The organism is Streptomyces sp. NPDC060000 (genome assembly GCF_042737375.1).
In the GTDB taxonomy this organism is placed as follows: Bacteria; Actinomycetota; Actinomycetes; order Streptomycetales; family Streptomycetaceae; genus Streptomyces.
In genome coordinates this window covers 18,367-38,672 of sequence record NZ_JBHWUU010000018.1, presented here as the reverse complement: position 1 = coordinate 38,672, position 20,306 = coordinate 18,367, and the positions used below count along the sequence as shown (strand labels likewise).

Annotated in this window: 17 protein-coding genes and 1 pseudogene; 5 read left to right on the top strand and 13 right to left on the bottom strand. The window is 72.2% G+C overall.

From position 1 onward, the window contains the following. Positions 1-265 precede the first annotated feature (265 nt). Entirely contained in the window at positions 266-1,903 is a 1,638-nt protein-coding gene (locus ACFWBB_RS12330) for a protein kinase (protein ID WP_385269887.1), read from the top strand. Positions 1,904-2,005: 102 nt separating this feature from the next. Here the strand turns inward: ACFWBB_RS12330 and ACFWBB_RS12325 are convergent, their stop codons facing one another. Then, positions 2,006-2,551, bottom strand: a complete 546-nt coding sequence (locus ACFWBB_RS12325) for a bacterial proteasome activator family protein (RefSeq protein WP_385269885.1) — start codon at positions 2,549-2,551, stop codon at positions 2,006-2,008. Positions 2,552-2,714: 163 nt separating this feature from the next. On the opposite strand from ACFWBB_RS12325, the gene ACFWBB_RS12320 reads away from it, so the two are divergent. Next, entirely contained in the window at positions 2,715-3,245 is a 531-nt protein-coding gene (locus tag ACFWBB_RS12320; protein WP_385269883.1) for a hypothetical protein, read from the top strand. Between the two features lie 125 nt (positions 3,246-3,370). Here ACFWBB_RS12320 and ACFWBB_RS12315 read toward each other — a convergent pair whose 3' ends face one another. Together ACFWBB_RS12315 and ACFWBB_RS12310 are read right to left on the bottom strand one after the other, a co-directional pair. Next, positions 3,371-4,363, bottom strand: a complete 993-nt coding sequence (locus tag ACFWBB_RS12315) for an NAD(P)H-quinone oxidoreductase (protein ID WP_385269881.1) — start codon at positions 4,361-4,363, stop codon at positions 3,371-3,373. Positions 4,364-4,517: 154 nt separating this feature from the next. After that, positions 4,518-5,216, bottom strand: a pseudogene (locus ACFWBB_RS12310) (potassium channel family protein); the annotation flags it as partial. Positions 5,217-5,372: 156 nt separating this feature from the next. Between ACFWBB_RS12310 and ACFWBB_RS12305 the strand changes: the two are divergent. After that, positions 5,373-6,494, top strand: coding sequence for a potassium channel family protein (locus tag ACFWBB_RS12305; protein WP_385269879.1), 1,122 nt, complete (start codon positions 5,373-5,375; stop codon positions 6,492-6,494). An 84-nt stretch (positions 6,495-6,578) separates the two neighbouring features. Here ACFWBB_RS12305 and ACFWBB_RS12300 read toward each other — a convergent pair whose 3' ends face one another. From ACFWBB_RS12300 to pdhA, 5 genes are all read right to left on the bottom strand, one after another. Continuing rightward, complete coding sequence (locus tag ACFWBB_RS12300; protein ID WP_385269877.1) at positions 6,579-7,988, bottom strand: molybdopterin molybdotransferase MoeA; 1,410 nt, start codon at positions 7,986-7,988, stop codon at positions 6,579-6,581. Then, positions 7,985-8,977, bottom strand: a complete 993-nt coding sequence (locus ACFWBB_RS12295) for an NTP transferase domain-containing protein (RefSeq protein WP_385269875.1) — start codon at positions 8,975-8,977, stop codon at positions 7,985-7,987. The genes ACFWBB_RS12300 and ACFWBB_RS12295 overlap by 4 nt, the downstream gene beginning before the upstream one ends. A 79-nt stretch (positions 8,978-9,056) precedes the next feature. Beyond that, positions 9,057-10,430: a dihydrolipoamide acetyltransferase family protein gene (locus ACFWBB_RS12290; protein ID WP_385269873.1), complete on the bottom strand. Its 1,374-nt coding sequence runs from the start codon at positions 10,428-10,430 to the stop codon at positions 9,057-9,059. Then, positions 10,430-11,434: an alpha-ketoacid dehydrogenase subunit beta gene (locus ACFWBB_RS12285; RefSeq protein ID WP_385269872.1), complete on the bottom strand. Its 1,005-nt coding sequence runs from the start codon at positions 11,432-11,434 to the stop codon at positions 10,430-10,432. The genes ACFWBB_RS12290 and ACFWBB_RS12285 overlap by 1 nt, the downstream gene beginning before the upstream one ends. After that, positions 11,434-12,567 carry a pyruvate dehydrogenase (acetyl-transferring) E1 component subunit alpha gene (gene pdhA / locus ACFWBB_RS12280; protein ID WP_385269870.1) on the bottom strand — a complete coding sequence of 378 codons (1,134 nt, stop codon included), beginning with the start codon at positions 12,565-12,567 and terminating at the stop codon, positions 11,434-11,436. The genes ACFWBB_RS12285 and pdhA overlap by 1 nt, the downstream gene beginning before the upstream one ends. 175 nt (positions 12,568-12,742) lie before the next feature. Here pdhA and ACFWBB_RS12275 point away from each other — a divergent pair, with 175 nt between their 5' ends. Further along, positions 12,743-13,318 carry an Lrp/AsnC family transcriptional regulator gene (locus tag ACFWBB_RS12275; protein ID WP_385269868.1) on the top strand — a complete coding sequence of 192 codons (576 nt, stop codon included), beginning with the start codon at positions 12,743-12,745 and terminating at the stop codon, positions 13,316-13,318. 74 nt (positions 13,319-13,392) lie between these two features. Here the strand turns inward: ACFWBB_RS12275 and ACFWBB_RS12270 are convergent, their stop codons facing one another. Both ACFWBB_RS12270 and ACFWBB_RS12265 read right to left on the bottom strand, forming a co-directional pair. Beyond that, positions 13,393-13,983 carry a TetR/AcrR family transcriptional regulator gene (locus ACFWBB_RS12270; RefSeq protein WP_385269866.1) on the bottom strand — a complete coding sequence of 197 codons (591 nt, stop codon included), beginning with the start codon at positions 13,981-13,983 and terminating at the stop codon, positions 13,393-13,395. Then, a complete protein-coding gene (locus tag ACFWBB_RS12265) occupies positions 13,980-15,503 on the bottom strand; it encodes a 3-hydroxyacyl-CoA dehydrogenase (RefSeq protein WP_385269864.1) in 1,524 nt (507 codons plus the stop codon). The genes ACFWBB_RS12270 and ACFWBB_RS12265 overlap by 4 nt, the downstream gene beginning before the upstream one ends. Positions 15,504-15,662: 159 nt before the next feature. On the opposite strand from ACFWBB_RS12265, the gene paaN reads away from it, so the two are divergent. Then, positions 15,663-17,372 carry a phenylacetic acid degradation protein PaaN gene (gene paaN, locus ACFWBB_RS12260; protein ID WP_385269862.1) on the top strand — a complete coding sequence of 570 codons (1,710 nt, stop codon included), beginning with the start codon at positions 15,663-15,665 and terminating at the stop codon, positions 17,370-17,372. Positions 17,373-17,458: 86 nt separating this feature from the next. Here paaN and ACFWBB_RS12255 read toward each other — a convergent pair whose 3' ends face one another. Genes ACFWBB_RS12255 through ACFWBB_RS12245 form a run of 3 tightly spaced genes read right to left on the bottom strand, consistent with a single transcriptional unit; the run spans position 17,459 to position 20,258 of the window. Then, a complete protein-coding gene (locus tag ACFWBB_RS12255) occupies positions 17,459-18,235 on the bottom strand; it encodes a TrmH family RNA methyltransferase (protein ID WP_385269860.1) in 777 nt (258 codons plus the stop codon). Continuing rightward, complete coding sequence (locus ACFWBB_RS12250; protein ID WP_385269858.1) at positions 18,232-19,449, bottom strand: HTTM domain-containing protein; 1,218 nt, start codon at positions 19,447-19,449, stop codon at positions 18,232-18,234. The genes ACFWBB_RS12255 and ACFWBB_RS12250 overlap by 4 nt, the downstream gene beginning before the upstream one ends. Next, a complete protein-coding gene (locus ACFWBB_RS12245) occupies positions 19,446-20,258 on the bottom strand; it encodes a DUF5819 family protein (protein WP_385269856.1) in 813 nt (270 codons plus the stop codon). The genes ACFWBB_RS12250 and ACFWBB_RS12245 overlap by 4 nt, the downstream gene beginning before the upstream one ends. Positions 20,259-20,306: the final 48 nt, after the last annotated feature.

The following is a 20,306-nucleotide window of genomic DNA, read 5'->3' as shown; positions in this document are numbered from 1 at the left end:
GGACGATCCCCGGAACATCGCCCGGGACGGGCCCGGACGCCGGTCCGGGACGGACCGGTCATCAAACCCGTACTCCGTGCCGACGTGCAAATTCTGTGTACCGGCCGTACGGCACCTGTAACGCTTCCGCGACGCTTCTTTCTCGTAGGGTCACGGAACGGGCACCGAGCTTGACGTGTCAGTGCCCTACGGCAGACTTGGCCCGAATAGCACTGTCGATCAACACAGTCATACGGCGCCTGAGGGCCTACGGGGGACGCAGAAGATGAGCCAGGACGGCGCGCAGGGCCGGTACGCGGGGCGGGCGCTCGCCGCCGGCCGCTATCAGCTGCGCGACTTGCTCGGCGAGGGCGGAATGGCCTCGGTGCACCTCGCCTACGACGCCGTGCTCGACCGTCAGGTCGCGGTGAAGACCCTGCACACCGAACTCGGCCGCGAGCAGGCCTTCCGCGAGCGTTTCCGCCGCGAGGCCCAGGCCGTGGCCAAGCTCACGCACACCAACATCGTCTCCGTCTTCGACACCGGCGAGGACGACGTCGAGGGCCTGACGACTCCGTACATCGTCATGGAGTACATCGAGGGCCGCCCGCTCGGCTCGGTGCTCGACGAGGACGTACGGCAGCAGGGCGCGATGCCCGCCGACAAGGCCCTGAAGATCACCGCGGACGTGCTGGCCGCGCTGGAGATCAGCCACGAGATGGGGCTCGTCCACCGCGACATCAAGCCCGGCAACGTGATGATGACCAAGCGCGGCGTGGTCAAGGTGATGGACTTCGGCATCGCCCGCGCGATGCAGTCCGGTGTCACCTCGATGACGCAGACCGGCATGGTCGTCGGCACCCCGCAGTACCTCTCGCCCGAACAGGCCCTGGGGCGGGCGGTGGACGCCCGGTCCGACCTGTACTCGGTCGGCATCATGCTGTTCCAACTGGTCACCGGACGGCTTCCGTTCGAAGCGGATTCACCGCTTGCGATCGCGTACGCGCACGTGCAGGAGGAGCCGGTGGCTCCCTCCTCGATCAACCGGGCGCTGCCGCCGGCCGTCGACGCGCTGATCGCGCGCGCGCTGAAGAAGAACCCGAACGAGCGCTTTCCGACCGCCGTCGCCATGCGCGACGAGTGCCTGCGCGTCGCCGCCTCCTTCCAGCCGGCCCCGCCGAGCATCGTGCCGGGCGCGCCGACGTCGAGCGGCGCGGGCGTCGGTTCCGCGGTGTTCCCGCCGGTCGGTCAGAGCACCCCGCCGCCCCAGGCCGGCGTCCAGACGCCGTACCAGCCCGCCCCGACCCCGAACCCGTACGGCACCCCGACGCCGCCCTCCTACGGCTACCCGCAGCAGGGCGGCTACCAGACGCCCGCTCCGGCCTACGGCCACCAGCAGGCCCCGCACACCCCGCCCGCGTACAACCTCGGCCCGCAGCCGTCCACCGCGGTGTCCTCGGGGGGCGGCGGGGGCCGCAACAACAGCAAGGCGGTGCTCATCGGCGCGGCCGTCGTCGCCGTGGTGGTGGTCGGCGGCCTCATCGCCAGCCTCACCCTGAACGGCGGCAGCAGCAACGACGACAAGGCCGGTAGCTCCAGTTCCTCGCCGGCGGCGACGAAGGCGGCGGACTACCGCGGGCCGGACACCTCCAAGACGATCGAGTCGACGGAGTGCTCCGAGCCGCAGGAGTCGTACAACGACCCCGACAAGATCAGGGTGCCGAACTTCAAGTTCAAGTACATCGACTCGGTCAAGGAGTGCTTCCAGGCCGCCGGCTGGCAGTACAAGATCACCAAGGTGGACGAGAACACCTACGGCGACGGGGCGGTCATGGACCAGTTCCCCTCCGCCGGGACGGACGTCGACCCGGGGGACATGCCCGAGATCGAGATCAAGGTCTCCTCGGGCAACCCGACGTCGTGACCGCCTGACGCCAGTCATGAGAAGGGGAAAGGGCCCGGCGCCGAACGCCGGGCCCTTCTCCTGTACGGCCATGGGTATGAGTACGGGTACGGGTCTACGGCTCTAGAGGTACGGCCCGCCCGAACGGCCGCCCGCGCGCGGGTCGTCTGCGCCCTCCATGCTCACTCCCGGCGGCAGCGCCCGGCGCATCTGCTCCAACTGGGCACGCGCCGCCATCTGCTGAGCGAAGAGCGTGGTCTGGATGCCATGGAAAAGGCCCTCCAGCCAGCCGACCAACTGGGCCTGCGCGATGCGCAGTTCCGCGTCGCTCGGGGTCGAGTCCTCGTTGAACGGCAGGGACAGCCGCTCCAGTTCCTCGACCAGCTCCGGCGCCAGACCGTCCTCCAGCTCCTTCACCGAGCTCGAGTGGATCTCCTTCAACCGGACCCGGCTCGCCTCGTCCAGCGGAGCCGCGCGCACCTCCTCGAGCAGCTGCTTGATCATGCTGCCGATCCGCATGACCTTCGCCGGCTGCTCGACCTGCTCGGTCACCGGGATCTCACGGGAGTCGTCGTCAGCGTCGATGTCACCGAGCGCCATGCCGTCCTGACCTACGACCAGGATCTTCTGGGCGTTCTCCGGCGACCTTTCGTTCCTCGGCATCTCCATGCCGCCATTCTCTCGCACACCCCCGCCTCACCACCGTGGCACCCCCCGTAATAGGTGATCCACTGTTTCCGTTCGGCGGAGTCCGGAATGCGGCGACTGGTTACCGATGTGAGGCTTGTCGCGTCTTTTCTTGGCGACTGGGCACCGGGAGGGGGTCACGGACGTGACTCCATGGCAGCAGGCGTTGTGCGCGATGCGGGTCGGCGTGGGGACCGGGGTGGGCGTGCTGGGCCTTCTCGTGCTGCCCTACGGGGGCGTCTCGGCGTATGCGGCCGTCGTGTCGCTCGCCGCCGTGCCGGTGTCCGCGTCCGCCACCCCGGCCCCCTCCTCCCCCGAGCCGGACCGGGCCGGAAGCCGGGCCGGCGAGGGACGGCTGCGGCCCGGACGGGTGGGCGATCGCGCCGACGAGGAAGCCCAGGAGGAGGGGCAGGACACGGAGGAGGAGGACAGCACGGGTGAGGACGCGGACGAGGCGACCGGCGACAGCTCCGACGACACCGCGGCGCCCGAGTCTCCGGAGGCCGCCGCTCCCGTGCCCCCGACGGCGCCACGGGACACCGTGCGGCAGGCCGCGGGACAGGGAGCGCGGTCCGACGCCCCCGTGCTGCACATCCTGCCGCTCGGCAGCGGTCTCGTCCTCATCGGCCTCGGCATCGCCCTCGCCCTCGCCGCCCTGCGGCTGCGCCGTGCCTAGGCCCAACGCCGGTGCCTCAGGAGGTGTCCGGCCGTCCCGGTGCCGCGCCGCACCGGCCGTCCCGGTGCCGCGCCGGCCGTGCCGGTGCCGCGCCGGCCGTGCCGGTGCCGCGACCAAGGCCTGTCCTAGAGGGTGCTCTCCGACGTGACCAGCAGCACCTTGCCGACGTGGCCGCTGGCCTCGACGTGCCGGTGGGCGGCGGCAGCGTCGCTCATCGGGACCTCGCGGTCGACGACGGGGCGGACGTGACCGGCGGCCAGCAGCGGCCAGACGTGTTCGCGTACGGCCGCCACGATGGCCGTCTTCTCCTCCAGGGGGCGGGCCCGCAGCGAGGTCGCGCTGATCGCGGCGCGCTTGCCGAGGAGCGCGCCGATGTTCAGTTCGGCCTTGGCCCCGCCCTGCATACCGATGATCGCGAGACGGCCGTTGACGGCGAGCGCCTGCACATTGCGGTCCAGGTACTTCGCGCCCATGTTGTCGAGGATGACGTCGGCGCCCGCGCCGTCCGTGGCCTGCTTCAGCTCGGCGACGAAGTCCTGCTCGCGGTAGTTGATCAGGATGTCCGCGCCCAGCTCGGCGCACTGCTCCAGCTTCTCCTTGGTGCCCGCGGTGACGGCGACTCTGGCGCCGACGGCCTTGGCCAGCTGGATCGCCATGGTGCCGATACCGCTGGAACCGCCGTGCACGAGCAGCGTCTCACCGGGGCGAAGGTGGGCGATCATGAAGACGTTCGACCAGACGGTGCTGGTCACCTCGGGGAGCGCGGCGGCCTGCCGGAGATCGACGCTCTCCGGCACGGGCAGCAGCTGACCGGCCGGCACGGCGACCTTCTCGGCGTATCCGCCGCCCGCGAGCAGCGCGCACACCTCGTCGCCGACGGCCCAGCCGGAGACACCGGGGCCGACCGCCGCGATCCGGCCGGAGCACTCCAGGCCGGGGTACCGGGAGGCGCCGGGCGGCGGGTCGTAGAAGCCCTGCCGCTGAAGGATGTCGGCGCGGTTGACGGCGCTGGCCACCACCTCGACCAGGACCTCGCCCTCGCCGGGTACGGGATCGGGGACCTCGTCCCACACCAGCGCCTCGGGACCACCAGGTTCGGGAATCGTGATCGCATGCATGAGGGGGACGCTACTCCTCACTCCTCCCGTCCCCACCGCTCCCGTCCCCATCACTCCCGCCCAGGAGACTGCGGGTCAAGTGAAGACATCCGGCGCGAGCGGTGCCGGCCGGACGTGCACCGTCGAGCTGCCCGCCCACCTCCGGCCGTGTTCCTCAGGCCGGGGGGAGCGGCGGGACGCCGGGCATGCCGGGTGTGCCGAGGGGGGCCCGGTCGCGGGCCGGACCCACCCGCACGATCGTGACCACCCGGTCCGTCGGCTCCAGCACGCCGATCGCCGGGTCGTCGTAGGCGAGGACGCGGTGCCCCCGTACGACGCTCACCACCAGGTCGTCCGTCTCGCGCGGCGCGCGGCCCGCCTCGGCCCTGGTCACGGTCCGTTCTACGAGGTCGAGCCCGTCTCCCTGCTGGATGAGGTCCTCCATGACCCTGCCCGCCGCCGGGCTGAGCGCGGACATGCCGAGCAGTCGGCCGGCCGCACCGGCGCTGGTGATGACCTCGTCGGCGCCGGACTGCCTGAGCAGCGGTGCGTTCTCCTCCTCGCGGACCGCCGCCACGATCTTCGCCTCCGGGTTGAGCTGGCGGGCCGTGAGCGCCACGAGCACGGCGGTGTCGTCGCGCTGGGTCGCGATGACGATCCGCCCCGCCCGCTGCACCTCGGCCCGCCGCAGCACGTCACTGCGCGTGGCATCCCCCACCACACCCTCGTAACCCTCGGCCGTCGCCGCGTCGATCACCTTCGCACTGGGGTCGATCACCACGACCTGCTCCTTGCGCAGGCCCGCCGCGCAGGCCGTCCGAATCGCGGACCGGCCCTTCGTACCGAAGCCGACGACGACAGTGTGGTCGCGCAAGGGGACCTCCGGGATCATGAACATCTGGGGGCTCGTGAATATCCGTGGACGCGTGGACATTCGTGGCCTCATGGACACGTGTTGCTTCACGGCGGGCGCGAACCCGCCGGGAACCATGGTGCCCACCGATCGGATCACCGCCACAGGGGGCACACGATGAAGGACGACGAACGACAGCCGGCCCGCCCGGCCAGACTCTCCCTCTTCAGGTCCCTCTGGTACCGCTCGCGCACCGAAGCCCGGGACGACGCCGAGGCGGGCCGTTCCATCACGATGCCCATGCGCATCGGAGTCCCCCCGCTCCAGCAGGTGCTGCGGCGCCTCGCCATGGGCCTGCTGGTGCTGGCCGTCACCACGCTGATCGTCTACGCCGACCATGACGGCTACAGCGACAACTCGGACGGCTCCGTCGGCCTTCTCGACGCCGCCTACTACGCCACCGTCACGCTCTCCACCACCGGCTACGGCGACATCACCCCGGTCAGTGACACGGCCCGGCTCGTCAACATCCTCGTCATCACACCGCTGCGTGTGGTGTTCCTGATCATCCTGGTCGGCACCACCCTGGAGGTGCTCACCGAGCGCACCCGCCAGCAGGTCCGCGTCCACCGCTGGCGGGCCCGCACCAGCAACCACATCGTGGTCGTCGGATACGGCACGAAGGGCCGCCACGCGGTGGAGACCCTCGTCGGGCAGGGCATTGCCAAGGACCGGATCGTGATCGTGGACGCACAGCGCAAGGCCGCGCTCGCCGCCGGCGACGACGGACTGGTGTGCGTGACCGGGGACGCCACCCGCTCGGAGACTCTCCTCAAGGCAGAGGTCCAGAACGCCTCCAGAGTGATCGTCTCCCCGCAACTCGACGAAACGGCCGCCCTGGTCACCCTCACCGCCCGCCAGATGAACCGGCGCGCGACGATCGTTGTCGCCGCCCGGGAGGACGAGAACGTACCGCTGCTCAAGCAGAGCGGTGCGGACACCGTGATCACCAGCTCCAGCTCCGCCGGTCGGCTGCTCGGCGTCTCGATGGTCAGCCCGACCGTGGCCAGGACCCTGGAGAACCTGATGACCCTCGGCCGCGGCCTCGACCTCATCGAGCGCCCCGTCAGCAAAGCGGAGGTCGGGGCGGCGCCACGCAGTTGCGCGGACCTGGTCGTGGCCGTCGTCCGGGGCACGGAACTGCTGGACTACACCGACCCCCGGCTCGCCCGTCTGCGACTGGGGGACCGCGTGATCACGGTCAGCCGCGCCGTTCCGGCCGCCGCCGATCAGGCATGACGGTGTTTCACGTGAAACAGAGGGAAGGGCAGAGTGGAGAGGCGGAGACCGTTTCACGTGAAACACGGGTGAATCAGGACTGTTTCACGTGAAACAGGCGTCGACCCCGGCCGTTGCCCACGGCAGATCGAGGAGTTCGGTCTCCTGACCCGCCCGTGCGCCACCCGGCGGTACGACGGCGAGGGCGTCGGCCGCCGCGATGCCCCGCAGCATGGCCGGGCCGTTGTAGTGCAGCGGCACGGCATGGTCCCCCCGCAGGACGACCGGGATGAGCCGGGTGTCGTAGGGATGCCCATGCACCGCTTGCCGCAACGGCAGCGCGTACGACTCGGGGGCCGGGCGGGCGGCGAGGATGCGCAGCAGCGGCTCGGCGAGCGTGAGCAGACCGGAGACGGCCGCAAGGGGGTTGCCGGGCAGGCCGACGAGATGCTGGTCGTCCTTGACGCGGGCCAGCAGCATGGGGTGGCCGGGACGTACCTTGACGCCGTCGACGAGGAGCTCGGCGTCGATGCGGCGCAGGGTGGGGTGCACGTGGTCGACGGGCCCCGAGGCGGTCCCCCCGGTGGTGACGATGAGATCGGCACCGGACGCGGTGATGGCCTTGTGCAGGACTTTCGCATCGTCGCCGAGCCTGCGTACGGCGGTGACCTCGGCGCCCAGCGACCGCAGCCACGGGGGCAGCATCGGGCCGAGCGCGTCCCGGATGAGGCCGTCGTGCGGGCGGCCCTCGGTGAGCAGTTCGTCGCCGAGGACGAGCACCTCGACCCGGGGGCGGGGCACGGCGGCCAGCGTGTCGTATCCGGCGGCGGCGGCGAGGCCGAGCACGGCCGGGGTCACCACCGCCCCGGCACGCAGCAGCTGATCGCCACTGCGGCACTCCTGACCGCGCGGACGGATGTCCTGGCCGTGCTGCATCTCGCGGGTCGGGTGCAGTCGGCCGTTGTCGTCGGTGCGGCCGTGCTCGCTGCGCAGTACCGCGGTGGTGTCCGGGGGGATCCGGGCGCCGGTGGCGATCCGTACTGCCTCGCCGTCGGCCAGAGGCGCGGGCGCCGCGCTCCCGGCCAGCACGCCCTCTTCGCGTACGCGCCAGGGACCGGGACCGGCGACCGCCCATCCGTCCATCGCCGAGGTGTCGAAGGAGGGCAGGTCGGTGAGGGCGGTCAGCGGGGCGGCCAGGACGAGGCCGAGAGCGTCGCCGAGGGTCACGGAGACGGGGACGCGGCGGGCGGCGCCGGAACGGGCGGCGCGGGCGGCGATCTTCCGGGCCTCGGGCCAGGGTGTCGCCGCATGGCGGTGCTGCGCAGCGCCCTCTCGAGGACCGGTTCTCTGGGAGGATGGGGAGGCGGAGGACGGGGTGCCGTTGCCCTCACGTGGGGCGTGGCCGTGTCCGCCGGTCGGACGGGCGGTGCCGTTGCCGTCCTTCACGAGGGCGAGTGCCTCCTCGACGTCGAGATCCTCGGCCTCGAGACCCTGGCCGGTGCCCCGGGCGGTCATCCGGCGTCCGCTCCGGAGTCGCCGGGCTCAGCGCCCTTCGCCTGCCCGGCCTTCTCCTGCGCGGTCTTCGCCTGCGTGGCCTTCTCCTGCGTGGCCTTCTCCTGCGCGGTCTTCTCCTGCGCGGTCTTCTGCGCGCCTTCCTCCTGCCCGGCTTCCGCCGCCCAGCGCAGCGCCAGCGCGGCGGCCCTGCGGGCGGCCTCGGCGACGGCTTCGGGGCCTCCCCGGGCCTGCGCGGCCGCGTAGCCGACCAGGAAGGTGGTCAGCGGGGCCGCCGGCCTGGCCACGCCGTGGGCGGCGTCGCGAGCGAGATCGAGGAGAACGCCGGTGTCGACGTCGAGGTCGATGCCCAGTTCGTCCTTGACTGCGGAAATCCATTCATCCAACACGTGGCCATGCTCCCTGATGCGTGCCCTGGCGGCGGCGATGTCGTCCCAGGTGTCGCAGTCGAACGACGCGACCGGGTCGGGGACGCGGGTGAGGTCGAGTCCGGCGGTCAGCCGGCGCAGCGGCAGCCCTGTGAGGCCGCCTCGGTCCGCGGCGAGCGCGGCCAGTTCGCGGCGCAGGGCGGCCGTGCGGTACGCGGCGACGAGCGGCTGGTCGCGGCCGTCGGCGTCGGTGAGCAGCACACCCTCGGCTCGGTCGGCGCGCAGGGTGGTCAGCAGCCGCCGCACGGTGTCCGCCGCGAGGAAGGGCAGGTCGGCGGAGAGGACGAGAACGTCGTCCGCCGCGGTCCGGCGCAATCCGGCGTCGAGCGCGGCGACAGGCCCCGCGCCGGGCGGGTCCTCCCGTGCCCAGCACACGGGCCGCGCGGTGGGGCGGGGCGCGGCGACGACGACCGTGGTCCGCGCGTCGGCGCAGGCGCCGAGCACCCGGTCGAGCAGCGCGCGCCCGCCCACCCGCACCCCAGGCTTGTCGGCGCCGCCGAGCCGGCGGGCGCCGCCACCGGCGAGCACAACGGCGTCGTGGGCGGCGGGCTCGTTCGAGGTCACCCCCCGAGTATGCGGGCCGCCCCGGGGATGCGTGCCCGCCCGATCACGGGAAACGGGGTGAACGGCGAGGCGCGCGCGATCACAGTGTGCGCAGCAGCACCGCCGGCTGCTCCACGCAGTCCGCCACGTAGCGCAGGAAGCCGCCCGCCGTTCCTCCGTCGCACACCCGGTGGTCGAAGGTGAGCGAGAGCTGGACGACCTGGCGCACCGCCAGCTCGCCCTCGTGCACCCAGGGCTTGGGAATGATGCGGCCGACGCCGAGCATCGCCGCCTCGGGGTGGTTGATGATCGGCGTGGAGCCGTCGACGCCGAACACTCCGTAGTTGTTCAGCGTGAAGGTGCCGCCGGTCAGGTCACCGGGGGTGAGGCGACCGTCCCGGCCCGCCTCGGTGAGCCGGGCGAACTCCGCGGTGAGTCCCTCGGCGTCCCGGGCCTGGGCGTCGCGGACGACGGGCACGACGAGTCCCCGCTCGGTCTGCGCGGCGAAGCCGAGATGGACCTGGTCGAACTGGACGATCTCCCGGGCGGCCAGGTCGACGGTGGAGTTGAGTTCCGGGAAACGGGCCAGCGCCGCGGTGCAGATGCGGGCGAGCAGCGCGAGGAGGGAGATCTTCGGCATGCCGGACGCGTTCATCGCGGCCCGGGCCCGCATCAGTTCCGTCGCGTCGGCGTCCACCCAGCAGGTCGCGTCCGGAATCTCGCGCCGACTGCGGGAGAGCTTGTCGGCGACTGCGCCCCGGACGCCCTTGAGGGGAACGCGGCGGCCTCCGGCGAGGGCGGAAGATCCGGCCGTCTGCTGTACCGCCTGGACCGCCTGTGCTGCCTGTGCCGCCTGTTCTCGAGGCACGGCCACCCGCAGCGCGCTCTCCACGTCCGCCCGCAGGATCAGCCCCTCGGGCCCGGAGCCGGTGAGCTCCCGCAGGTCCAGGCCGTTCTCCCGGGCGAGCCTGCGCACCAGCGGGGAGATCACGGGGACGGGCCCGCCCGACACCCCGTCTGGAGTCGCCGCAGAGGCGGGGGCCGCCGGGGTCACCGGGGCTGCCGGTACCGCCGCGTCGACGGTCACGGAAGCGGCGGGTTCCGGCCGCACCGAACGGACCCGGCGCCTGCGCGCGGGTGCCTCCGAGGTGCCGTATCCGACGAGTACGTTGCCCGAGCCCTCGAGGGGAGCGGCCGGACCACCGGAGGCCGGACCACCGGAGGCCGGCGTGCCGACCGCGACCGTGATCAGCGGGGCACCGACAGGCAGTTCGGTGCCCTCCTCGCCGAATCGGGCGGTGACCACGCCGCCGTAGGGGCAGGGCACCTCGACCATCGCCTTGGCCGTCTCGACCTCGACGACCGGCTGGTCGACGGCGACGACATCGCCGACCTGGACCAGCCAGCGGACGATCTCCGCCTCGGTGAGTCCCTCCCCGAGGTCGGGGAGCTTGAACTCCAGCACCTGTGCCATCAGTTCTCGGCCTCCCACTGCAACCGGGCCACGGTGTCGAGGATGCGGTCGACGCCGGGCAGATGGTGGCGCTCCAGCATCGGCGGCGGATACGGGAGGTCGAACCCGGCGACGCGCAGCACCGGTGCCTCCAGGTGGTGGAAGCAGCGCTCGGTGACACGGGCCGCGATCTCGCCGCCCGGGCCGCCGAAGGAGCCCGACTCGTGCACGACGATGGCGCGGCCGGTCCGCCGTACCGAGGCGCAGACCGTCTCGTCGTCGAAGGGCACCAGGGAACGCAGGTCGACGACCTCGAGGTCCCAGCCCTCGGCGCGCGCCGCCTCGGCGGCTTCGAGGCAGACCGGGACCGACGGCCCGTAGGTGATGAGTGTCGCGCTGCGGCCCGAGCGCCGCACGACCGCGCGGCCGATCGGTTCGACGCTCTGCGGGTCCTCCGGATTCCAGGAGTCCTTGGACCAGTACAGGCGCTTGGGTTCGAGGACGACGACCGGGTCGTCGGAGGCGATGGCGGCGCGCAGCAGACCGTAGGCGTCGGCGACCGTGGCGGGCGTGACGACATGCAGACCCGGGGTCGCCATGTAGTACGCCTCGGAGGAGTCGCTGTGGTGCTCTACGCCGCCGATCCCGCCGCCGTAGGGCACCCGGACGGTGATCGGCAGGGGCATGCGGCCGCGGGTGCGGTTGCGCATGCGGGCCACATGGCTGATGAGCTGCTCGAACGCCGGGTAGGCGAAGGCGTCGAACTGCATCTCCACGACCGGCCGCAGTCCGTACATCGCCATGCCGACGGCCGTGCCGAGGATGCCCGCCTCGGCGAGCGGGGTGTCCGTGCAGCGGTCCTCGCCGAACTCCGCGGCGAGCCCGTCGGTGATCCGGAAGACGCCGCCCAGGGTGCCCACGTCCTCGCCCAGGACGTGCACGGCCGGGTCGGCGGCCATCGCGTCCCGGAGCGCGCGCGTGAGGGCCTGCGCCATGGTGGCGGGCTTGAGGGCGACAGTGGTCATCAGTGCGCGCCTTCCTGCTCGGCCTCGAGCTCGGCCCGCAACAGGTCGCGCTGTTCGCGCAGTTGGGGCGTCGGTTCGGCGTACACGTGGGAGAACAGCTCCATGGGGTCGAGCACCGCGTCCTGGTTCATGCGGGCGCGCAGGTCGGCGGCCATCGCCTCGGCGGCGTCCCGCGCGGAGCGCTTGGCGTCCTCGTCGAGCAACCCGCGCGCGGTGAGTTCGCGCTCCAGCAGCTGGATGGGGTCGTGTTCACGCCAGGTCTCGACCTCGGCGTCGCCGCGGTAGCGGGTGGCGTCGTCTGCGTTGGTGTGGGCCTCGATGCGGTAGGTCACCGCCTCCACCAGGGTGGGGCCGCCGCCCTCACGCGCGTGCCGTACGGCGTCGGCCAGCACCTCGTGCACGGCGGCCGCGTCGTTGCCGTCGACCAGGCGGCCCGGCATGCCGTACCCGACGGCCTTGTGGGCCAGCGAGGGGGCGGCGGTCTGCTTGGCGAGCGGTACGGAGATCGCGAAGCCGTTGTTCTGCACCAGGAAGACGACCGGGGCCTGCCAGACGGCCGCGAAGTTCAGCGCCTCGTGGAAGTCGCCCTCGCTGGTGCCGCCGTCGCCGACCATGGCGAGCGCGACCACGTCGTCGCCCTTGAGGCGGGCGGCGTGCGCGAGGCCCACGGCGTGCGGGAGCTGCGTGGCGAGCGGCGTGGACAGCGGCGCGACACGGTGCTCGTAGGGGTCGTAGCCGGTGTGCCAGTCGCCGCGCAGCAGGGTGAGGGCCTCGACGGGATCCACCCCGCGGGCGACGACGGCGAGGGTGTCGCGGTAGCTGGGGAAGAGCCAGTCCCGCTCCTGGAGGGCGAGCGCGGCGGCGACCTCACAGGCCTCCTGGCCCGTGCTGGAGGGGTAGACGGCGAGTCTGCCCTGCTTGGTGAGCGCGGTGGCCTGGACGTTGTAGCGGCGGCCACGCACCAGCTGGGCGTACAGCCGGCGCAGCAGCTCCGGGTCGGCCTGCGCGGCCGCGTCGGTGCCGAGGACGCGGTACGGCTCCGCGTCGGGCAGCAGCGGCGCGGGGTCGGTACGGGGCTGCCAGGCCGGCGGCGGAGTCGGCCGGTACGCGCCCCGCTGCTCCATGACCGTCATGACGGCACCTCCTCGTGGGAGTGGCTACGGGAGACGTGCCGGTTGTGACCCGCCTCACCTACCGATTGTTCGGTCGTCGGCGCATTTTGGCTACAGGGCCCCTCAGGCTGTGGACAAACGGTTCTCCACAACCTGAGATGGGTGCAGTACGTCCATGGCAGGGAGGCAGGGGGACATGGCACCTGAACAAATGGCCGAAGGACCGGAGAACGGCGCCGCGCCGCCTCCGGGCAACCCTCAGCCGCCGCCCGGTGCCCCGCAGCCGAGCAGTCCCCTGTTGCCGGGCAGCCCCCCGTCGCCACCGCCGCGCCCGCTCGACGCCATCGATCACGACATCCTCCAGATGCTCCAGGCGGACGGCCGCGCCTCGATACGGTCGGTCGCCGAGCGGGTCCACGTCTCGCGCGCCAACGCCTACGCGCGGATCAACCGGCTCCTCGAGGACGGCGTCATACGCGGCTTCGGCGCCCGGGTCGACCACGAGCGCGCCGGGCAGGGCACGAGCGCCTACATCACGCTGAAGATCGTGCAGAACTCCTGGCGGACGGTGCGCGAGCAGCTCAGACAGCTGCCCGGTGCCTCCCACATCGCCCTCGTCGGGGGCGATTTCGACGTCCTTCTCCTGGTGCACACGCCCGACAACAGGGCGCTGCGCGAGGTGGTGCTCACTCGCCTCCAGGCGATCCCCGAGGTGCTCAGCACGCGCACGCTGCTGGTGTTCGAGGAGGAGGACCTGGAGCCGCAGGGCTGAGCCCCGCAGGAGAGGGCGCGGCGCAGCAGGGCTGGGCCCCGGGGCAAGAAGACGCGGGCCCGCACGGCCGAGCTCTAGGGGGCCGTGCGCAGCCCCTCGAAGACCAGCCGCACCACCGCGTCGGCCACCTCGCTCTCGACCATCCCCCGGCCGCCCGGCCGGTACCACTCGACGATCGAGTTGATCATCCCGAAGACCAGCCGGGTCGCGAGCCGTACCTCCATGTCGCCGCGTACCTCCCCGTCGGCGGCGGCCGCCCTCAGCAGTTCGGCGACCCGGTGGTCGAAGTCGCGGCGCCGCTCCAGCGCCCATCGCTCGGTGTCGGTGTTGCCGCGCACGCGCAGCAGCAGCGTCACGTACGGCAGTTCGCCGATGAGCACCTCGACCATGCGCCGCACGACGTACTCCAGGCGCTCCGAGGCGTGCCCCACGCGTGCGTGCTCCTCGTCGAGGATCGCGAAGAGGCCCTCCAGGGCGCGGCTGACGGCCCGCCGCAGCAGTTCCTCCTTGCCGGCGACGTGGTGGTAGATCGACGACTTGGAGATGCCGGCCGCCTTGGAGAGGTGCTCCATGGAGGTGCCGTCGTAGCCGCGCTCGTTGAAGACCTGGACCGCGACGGAGAGCAGCGTCTCCGGGGTGTACGTGTCGCGCTTGGCGGTGGTCACGAGGCGCCCTCCCGCTTCTCGGTGGCGTAGGAGTGCCGGTAGAGCGCGAGGGACGGCGCGTACCGTCCGGAGGGGTCGCGCTCGTGGAGGTCGTCCAGGAGGGCGCAGGCCCAGGTGCGCCCCAGTCTGCGGCTCCACTCGAAGGGGCCGAGGGGATAGTTCACGCCCAGGCGCATCGCGGTGTCGATGTCCTCCTCGGTGGCCACGCCCTTGGCCACGGCGTCGTGTGCGAGGTCGACGATCCGCGCGACCGTCCGGGCGACGATCATGCCGGGGACGTCGCCGATGACGCTGACGTCCTTGCCGAGCGCCTGGAACAGGCCGATCGCCTCGGACATCGTCTGTGTGGAGGTGTCCTGGGAGGCGGACAGGGCGATGCGGGTGGCCTTGCGGTAGTCCAGGGCGAGGTCGAAGTAGACGACGTCGCGGAACTCCACGGAGGTCTGGCCGTCTGCGAGGGCGAGCTGGCCGCCGCCGGGCAGTACCAGGCGGGTGCCGTGGTCCTCTTCCTCCTCGCGGACCTGGATGCCCGCCTCGCGGATCAGCGCGAGCAGTTCGGAGGCGGGGCCCAGATTGCCCTCGGCGACGACGTACGCGGGCGGCTGTGCCTGCTCCGCGGTGTGCGGTTCGGCCCGCTCGGCGGCCCCGGTCCCGTCGGAGTAGTCGTACCAGCCCCGGCCGGTCTTGCGGCCGAGGCGGCCCGACTCGACCAGGCGGCGCTGGGCGAGCGACGGCGTGAAGCGCACGTCCTGGAAGAAGGCCCGCCACACGGAGTGCGTCACCGACTCGTTGACGTCCTGTCCGATCAGGTCGGTCAGCTCGAAGGCGCCCATTCTGAACCCGCCCGACTCGCGCAGGATCGCGTCGATGGTGGCCGGGTCGGCGCCCTGCGCCTCGTAGACGGCGAACGCCTCGGCGTAGAAGGGCCGCGCGATGCGGTTGACGATGAACCCGGGGGTGTCGGCGCAGGCGACCGGTGTCTTGCCCCAGGAGCGGGCGGTCTCGTACGCGCGCGTGGCCGAGGTGACGTCGGTGGCGTACCCGGAGACCACCTCGACGAGCGGCAGCAGCGGCGCGGGGTTGAAGAAGTGCAGGCCGACCAGGCGGCCCGGGTTGCGCAGGGCGCCCCCGACGGCGGTCACCGACAGGGACGAGGTGTTGGTGGCGAGCAGACAGTCCTCGCCGACGACGTCCTCCAGCTGCCCGAACAGCTCCTGCTTGGCCTCCAGACGCTCCACGACGGCCTCGACGACCAGGGAGCAGTCGGCGAGGTCGGCAAGGCTCTCCGCGGGCCGCAGCCGGGCCCGTGCCTCGTCCCGGTCGGTGGCGGCGAGGCGGCCCTTCTCGACGAGCCGGTCCAGGCGGGCGCCGATCGCGGCGGCCGCCTCACGGGCACGGCCGGGCACGGCGTCGTGCAACCGCACGGTCTGGCCCGCGACCAGCGCGACCTGGGCGATGCCCTGGCCCATGGTGCCGGTGCCGACGACGGCCACGGGGCTGCTGAGGTCGAGTGCTGTCATGTGCGCGATCCTCCCGCACGGGGATTTCCACAGATGCGGCAGGCCCCCTTGTCCCGACCGATCGTTCGGTTACTCTAGCCCTGACTGGCTGTTCCTGCCCAGGTTTCCGCCAGGTCATGAGCTCGACGGAGAGTTCTCAAGACGAGGAGTTGGTCCCGCATGGCCGCCGCCGAACCGACCGCGCACGCTCTGATCGCCCAGCACCGGCCCACCCTCGACCAGGCCCTGGAAGCGATCCGCACCCGCGCGTACTGGTCCCCCCACCCGGAACACCCCAAGGCCTACGGGGAGAACGGCAGTCTGGACGCGGCGGCCGGCAAGGCCGCCTTCGACACCGTCCTGCACACCCGCCTCGACCTCGGGCAGCCCGGCACCGACGACTGGGTGGGCGGCGAGGTCTCGCCGTACGGCGTGGAACTGGGCGTGACCTACCCGCACGCGGACGTGGACACACTGCTGCCGGCCATGCGGGCCGGACAGCGCGCCTGGCGGGACGCGGGCGCGGAACTGCGCGCGGTGGTCTGTCTGGAGATCCTCAAGCGGATCAGCGACCGCACGCACGAGTTCGCGCACGCGGTCATGCACACCTCCGGCCAGGCCTTCATGATGGCGTTCCAGGCGGGCGGGCCGCACGCCCAGGACCGCGGCCTGGAGGCGATCGCGTACGCGTACGCGGAGCAGGTCCGCACGCCCGCCGCGGCGGAGTGGAGCAAGCCCCAGGGCAAGCGCGACCCGCTCGCGATGACCAAGAGCTTCACGCCGGTACCGCGCGGGGTCGCCCTGCTCATCGGCTGCAACACCTTCCCGACGTGGAACGGCTACCCGGGCCTGTTCGCCTCCCTGGCCACCGGCAACGCGGTCCTGGTCAAGCCCCACCCGCGCGCGGTGCTGCCGCTCGCGCTGACCGTGGGCGTCGCCCGTGAGGTGCTCGCCGCGGCCGGCTTCGACCCGAACCTGGTCGCGCTGGCCGCCGAACGGCCCGGCGAGGGCATCGCCAAGACCCTGGCCACCCGCCCCGAGATCAGGATCGTCGACTACACCGGCTCGACCGTCTTCGGCGACTGGCTGGAGGCCAACGCCCGCCAGGCGCAGGTCTACACCGAGAAGGCCGGCGTCAACACGGTGATCGTGCACTCCACCGCGAACTACAAGGGCATGCTCGCCAACCTGGCGTTCTCGCTCTCCCTGTACAGCGGCCAGATGTGCACGACCCCGCAGAACCTGCTGATCCCCCGCGACGGCATCCGCACCGACGAGGGCGCGAAGACCTACGACGAGGTCGTCGCCGACCTCGCCCGCTCGGTCGACGGCCTCCTGGGCGACGACGCCCGCGCGAACGCGCTGCTCGGCGCGATCGTCAACCCGGACGTGAAGGCCCGCCTGGAGGCCGCCGCGGGCCTCGGCGAGGTCGCCCTCGCCTCCCGTGAGGTGAGCAACCCGGAGTTCCCGGACGCGATCGTGCGCACCCCGGTGATCGTGAAGCTGGACGGGGCGCGGAAGTACTGGGAGGGGACGGACGACGAGGCCGCCTACATGGGTGAGTGCTTCGGCCCGGTCTCCTTCGCCGTCGCCGTCGACTCCGCGGCCGACGCGGTCGCCCTGCTGCGGCGCACGGTGCGCGAGAAGGGCGCGATGACGGTCGGCGCGTACACCACCGACGAGGAGGTCGAGCAGGCGATCGAGGAGGCCTGCCTGGAGGAGGCCGCGCAACTGTCGCTCAACCTCACCGGCGGGGTCTACGTCAACCAGACGGCAGCGTTCTCCGACTTCCACGGCTCGGGCGGCAACCCGGCGGCCAACGCGGCCCTCACCGACGGCGCGTTCGTCGCGAACCGCTTCCGCGTGGTGGAGGTCCGCAGGGACGCCTAGCCGCCTGGCCGTCTGGTCTGGCTGTCCGGCTGTCTGGCTGACCGTCCGGTCGGCTGGTCCGGCCGGTTGACTTGCCGTCCGGTCGGCTACGGGACGTGCGGTGCGCCCCCGGTGGCGCTCCAGTGGTACAGCGTCATGGCCACACTGGTCGCGAGGTTGTAGCTGGAGACCTGGGGGCGCATCGGCAGCGCGAGAAGGTGGTCGGCACGCGCGCGCAGCTCGGCGGAGAGCCCGCTGCGCTCCGAACCGAAGGCCAGCAGGGCGTCGTCCGGCAGTCCGACGGCCCGGATGTCGTCGCCCTCCGGGTCCAGGGCGAACACCGGGCCGACCGGCAGTTCGTCGACGGCCAGCCGCTCCACGGCGGTCGCGAAGTGCAGCCCGGCCCCGCCGCGCACCACGGTCGGATGCCAGGGGTCGAGCGTGCCGGTGGTGACCACCCCGGTCGCCCCGAAACCGGCGGCCAGCCGGATCACCGCGCCCGCGTTGCCGAGGTTGCGCGGATTGTCGAGGACCACGACGGGCGTACTGCGGGGCGTCTGCCCCAGCCGTTCCAGGTTGGCCGCGCGGGAGGGACGTACGGCCAGGCCGGCGACCGCCGTGGGGTGCGGGCGCGGCACCAGCGAGGTGTACGTCGCCTCCGGCACCTCCGTCAGGAGCGCGTCCAGGGCCTCGCGCACATCGGGGGCGAGTTCGTCGGCGAGGGCGAGCGCCGCCCGCCGGTCGGCGGTGACCGCCACCGGGACCTCGGCACCGAAGCGCACGGCGTGCTTGAGGGCGTGGAAGCCGTCGAGCAGGACGGAGGCGTCGGCGAGCCGGCGCCACCGGCCGAGCGGGTCGGAGCCGGCGGTCACGGGGTCGGTCATGCGGTGAACCCTACGTGCGTGTGCTCGGGGTTCTCCTCGGCCCGCGGCTCCGCTGCCGGCGTCCGTGTCCGGCCTCCACGGGGAAACAGCTGTCCACGCGCGCGTGCCGCCCATCCGCCCAGCCGGTGCAGGAACGTCGTCGGCAGGAAGACGGCGTCCGTCGCGATCATCGCCAGTGAGAAGAACGGCAGCCCGAGCAGCACCGCGATCACCGCGTGCTCCACCATCATCAGGGCCAGCAGCACGTTCTTCAGCCGCCGGTTGGCGAGCGTGAACGGGAAGGCGACCTGCACGATCACGGTCCCGTAGGTCGCGAGCATGACCATCGTGCCGCTGCCGGCCAGCAGGTCGGCGAGCGCGGGCCAGGGCGAGAAGTAGTCCAGGTGCAGCGGGTAGTACGCGGCGGTGCCGTCCTGCCAGCGCGAGCCCTGGATCTTGTACCAGCCGGCCGTCGCGTAGATCAGACAGGCCTCGGCCATGATCACGACGAGGGCGCCGTTGTGCAGGAGGTTGCCGATCACGTCGAGCAGGACCCGGGGCTCCGCCGACTTCGTGCGGCGCCCGACGGCCCACCACAGACCCTGCGCGGTCCACGCCGCCCACAGGAGCGCCGGAATGGCCCAGTCGCTGTGGAAACGGCCCGCCACGGTCACCGTGACCAGGACGAACCCGGACGCGGCCCACAGGACCGGACCCACCCGGTCCGTGACCCGCTCCCCACGCGCGCGTGCCTCGTCCGCGCGTCGCGCCCGCCGTGCGTCCAGCGACCACACCCGGCCGCACCGCATGAACACGAGGTAGATCGACATCAGGTGCAGGACGTTGTCTCCGCCGTCACCCATGAAGACGCTGCGGTTCTGGAGCGAGAGCACACCGACCATGAACAGGACCGACATCGCGCGCGTGCGCCAGCCGAGGAGCAGCAGCGCGGCGGCGAGCAGCGCGAGCAGGTACACCGCCTCGAACCAGCCCCGCCCGTCCGACCACATCAGCACGGTGAACGCGCCGTTGGTGTCGAGCAGTTGCCGGGCGAGCTCCCAGTTCCAGGGCCCGTCGGGGCCGTAGAGCTCCTGACGGTGGGGAAACTCGCGCAGCAGGAACAGCAGCCAGGTGGCGCTGAAGCCGATCCGGATTACGGCGCTCTGGTACGGCGCGAGCGCCGACTCGGTGACGCGGGCGATGGCGGCGGACACCCCCAGGGAGAACCGGTTCACCTCGCGCCTCCCTCGGTCTCGTCGTCCGGCACCGACCACCAGGACACTTCGCGGTACACCGGACTCATCGACACCTTCTCGGTGCTCCACTTCGGCGGGGTCACGTTGGTGGTCTGCGAACGGACCTGGATCCGCTCGATGACACCGCCGTCACCGGCCGCGCCGCCACTCTCCAGACGCAGCACCACGATGCGGCGCAGATAGGTCTCGGAGAGGGCGCCGCGTATGCCGACGGGGCGGTTGTCGTTGCTGTGCGTGGCGGTGAAGAAGTCCCAGGCGCGGCGCAGCTCGTTCTGCTGGGTGTGGCTCGGCAGCGGATTGCCGTCGATGGCCCGGCCGTCCTGCGCGGACAGGTCGTACCAGCCGGTGGTCCGCGAGCCGCCGTCCGCGGTACGGACCTGGGCGCGGACCTGGACGGCGATGTTCTGCTGCAGCGGGTTCGGCGCGAAGAGCTTCCAGTTCTGCTCGAACTCCGGGTAGATCCACTCGTCGATCGCCTTGCCGTGCGCCTTGGTGACGGTGTTCGACGGGGCGACGTGCAGGAACACCATCCCGACATGGACACAGACGGCCACCGCGACCACGGCGAGCGCCAGCGCGGCACCGATCTGATAGCGGGGGGAGAGGGCGGCCACACCGGTACGGGCCCCGGGCCCACGCGGCTCACTCACGAGTCCGTCTTCGGGGGCGGCGGGGACGGGCCCGGCCGGAGGGGCGTGCCCGGGACCCGCGTGCTCGGCAGGGGAGCCGGGCTCAGGACTTTCGTCTTCGGCCGGGGAGCCGGGCTCACGGCCCCCCGCCTCGACCAAGGAGCCAGACCCACGACCCTCCTCCTCGACCGCAAAGCCGGGCTCACG

Bases quoted from the DNA above. Each gene is read 5' to 3' on its own strand.
- ACFWBB_RS12330 (WP_385269887.1), top strand. From the start codon at position 266: ATGAGCCAGGACGGCGCGCAGGGCCGGTACGCGGGGCGGGCGCTCGCC.
- ACFWBB_RS12325 (WP_385269885.1), bottom strand. From the start codon at position 2,551: ATGGAGATGCCGAGGAACGAAAGGTCGCCGGAGAACGCCCAGAAGATC.
- ACFWBB_RS12315 (WP_385269881.1), bottom strand. From the start codon at position 4,363: ATGCATGCGATCACGATTCCCGAACCTGGTGGTCCCGAGGCGCTGGTG.
- ACFWBB_RS12305 (WP_385269879.1), top strand. From the start codon at position 5,373: ATGAAGGACGACGAACGACAGCCGGCCCGCCCGGCCAGACTCTCCCTC.
- ACFWBB_RS12300 (WP_385269877.1), bottom strand. From the start codon at position 7,988: ATGACCGCCCGGGGCACCGGCCAGGGTCTCGAGGCCGAGGATCTCGAC.
- ACFWBB_RS12290 (WP_385269873.1), bottom strand. From the start codon at position 10,430: ATGGCACAGGTGCTGGAGTTCAAGCTCCCCGACCTCGGGGAGGGACTC.
- ACFWBB_RS12285 (WP_385269872.1), bottom strand. From the start codon at position 11,434: ATGACCACTGTCGCCCTCAAGCCCGCCACCATGGCGCAGGCCCTCACG.
- pdhA (WP_385269870.1), bottom strand. From the start codon at position 12,567: ATGACGGTCATGGAGCAGCGGGGCGCGTACCGGCCGACTCCGCCGCCG.
- ACFWBB_RS12275 (WP_385269868.1), top strand. From the start codon at position 12,743: ATGGCACCTGAACAAATGGCCGAAGGACCGGAGAACGGCGCCGCGCCG.
- ACFWBB_RS12265 (WP_385269864.1), bottom strand. From the start codon at position 15,503: ATGACAGCACTCGACCTCAGCAGCCCCGTGGCCGTCGTCGGCACCGGC.
- paaN (WP_385269862.1), top strand. From the start codon at position 15,663: ATGGCCGCCGCCGAACCGACCGCGCACGCTCTGATCGCCCAGCACCGG.
- ACFWBB_RS12255 (WP_385269860.1), bottom strand. From the start codon at position 18,235: ATGACCGACCCCGTGACCGCCGGCTCCGACCCGCTCGGCCGGTGGCGC.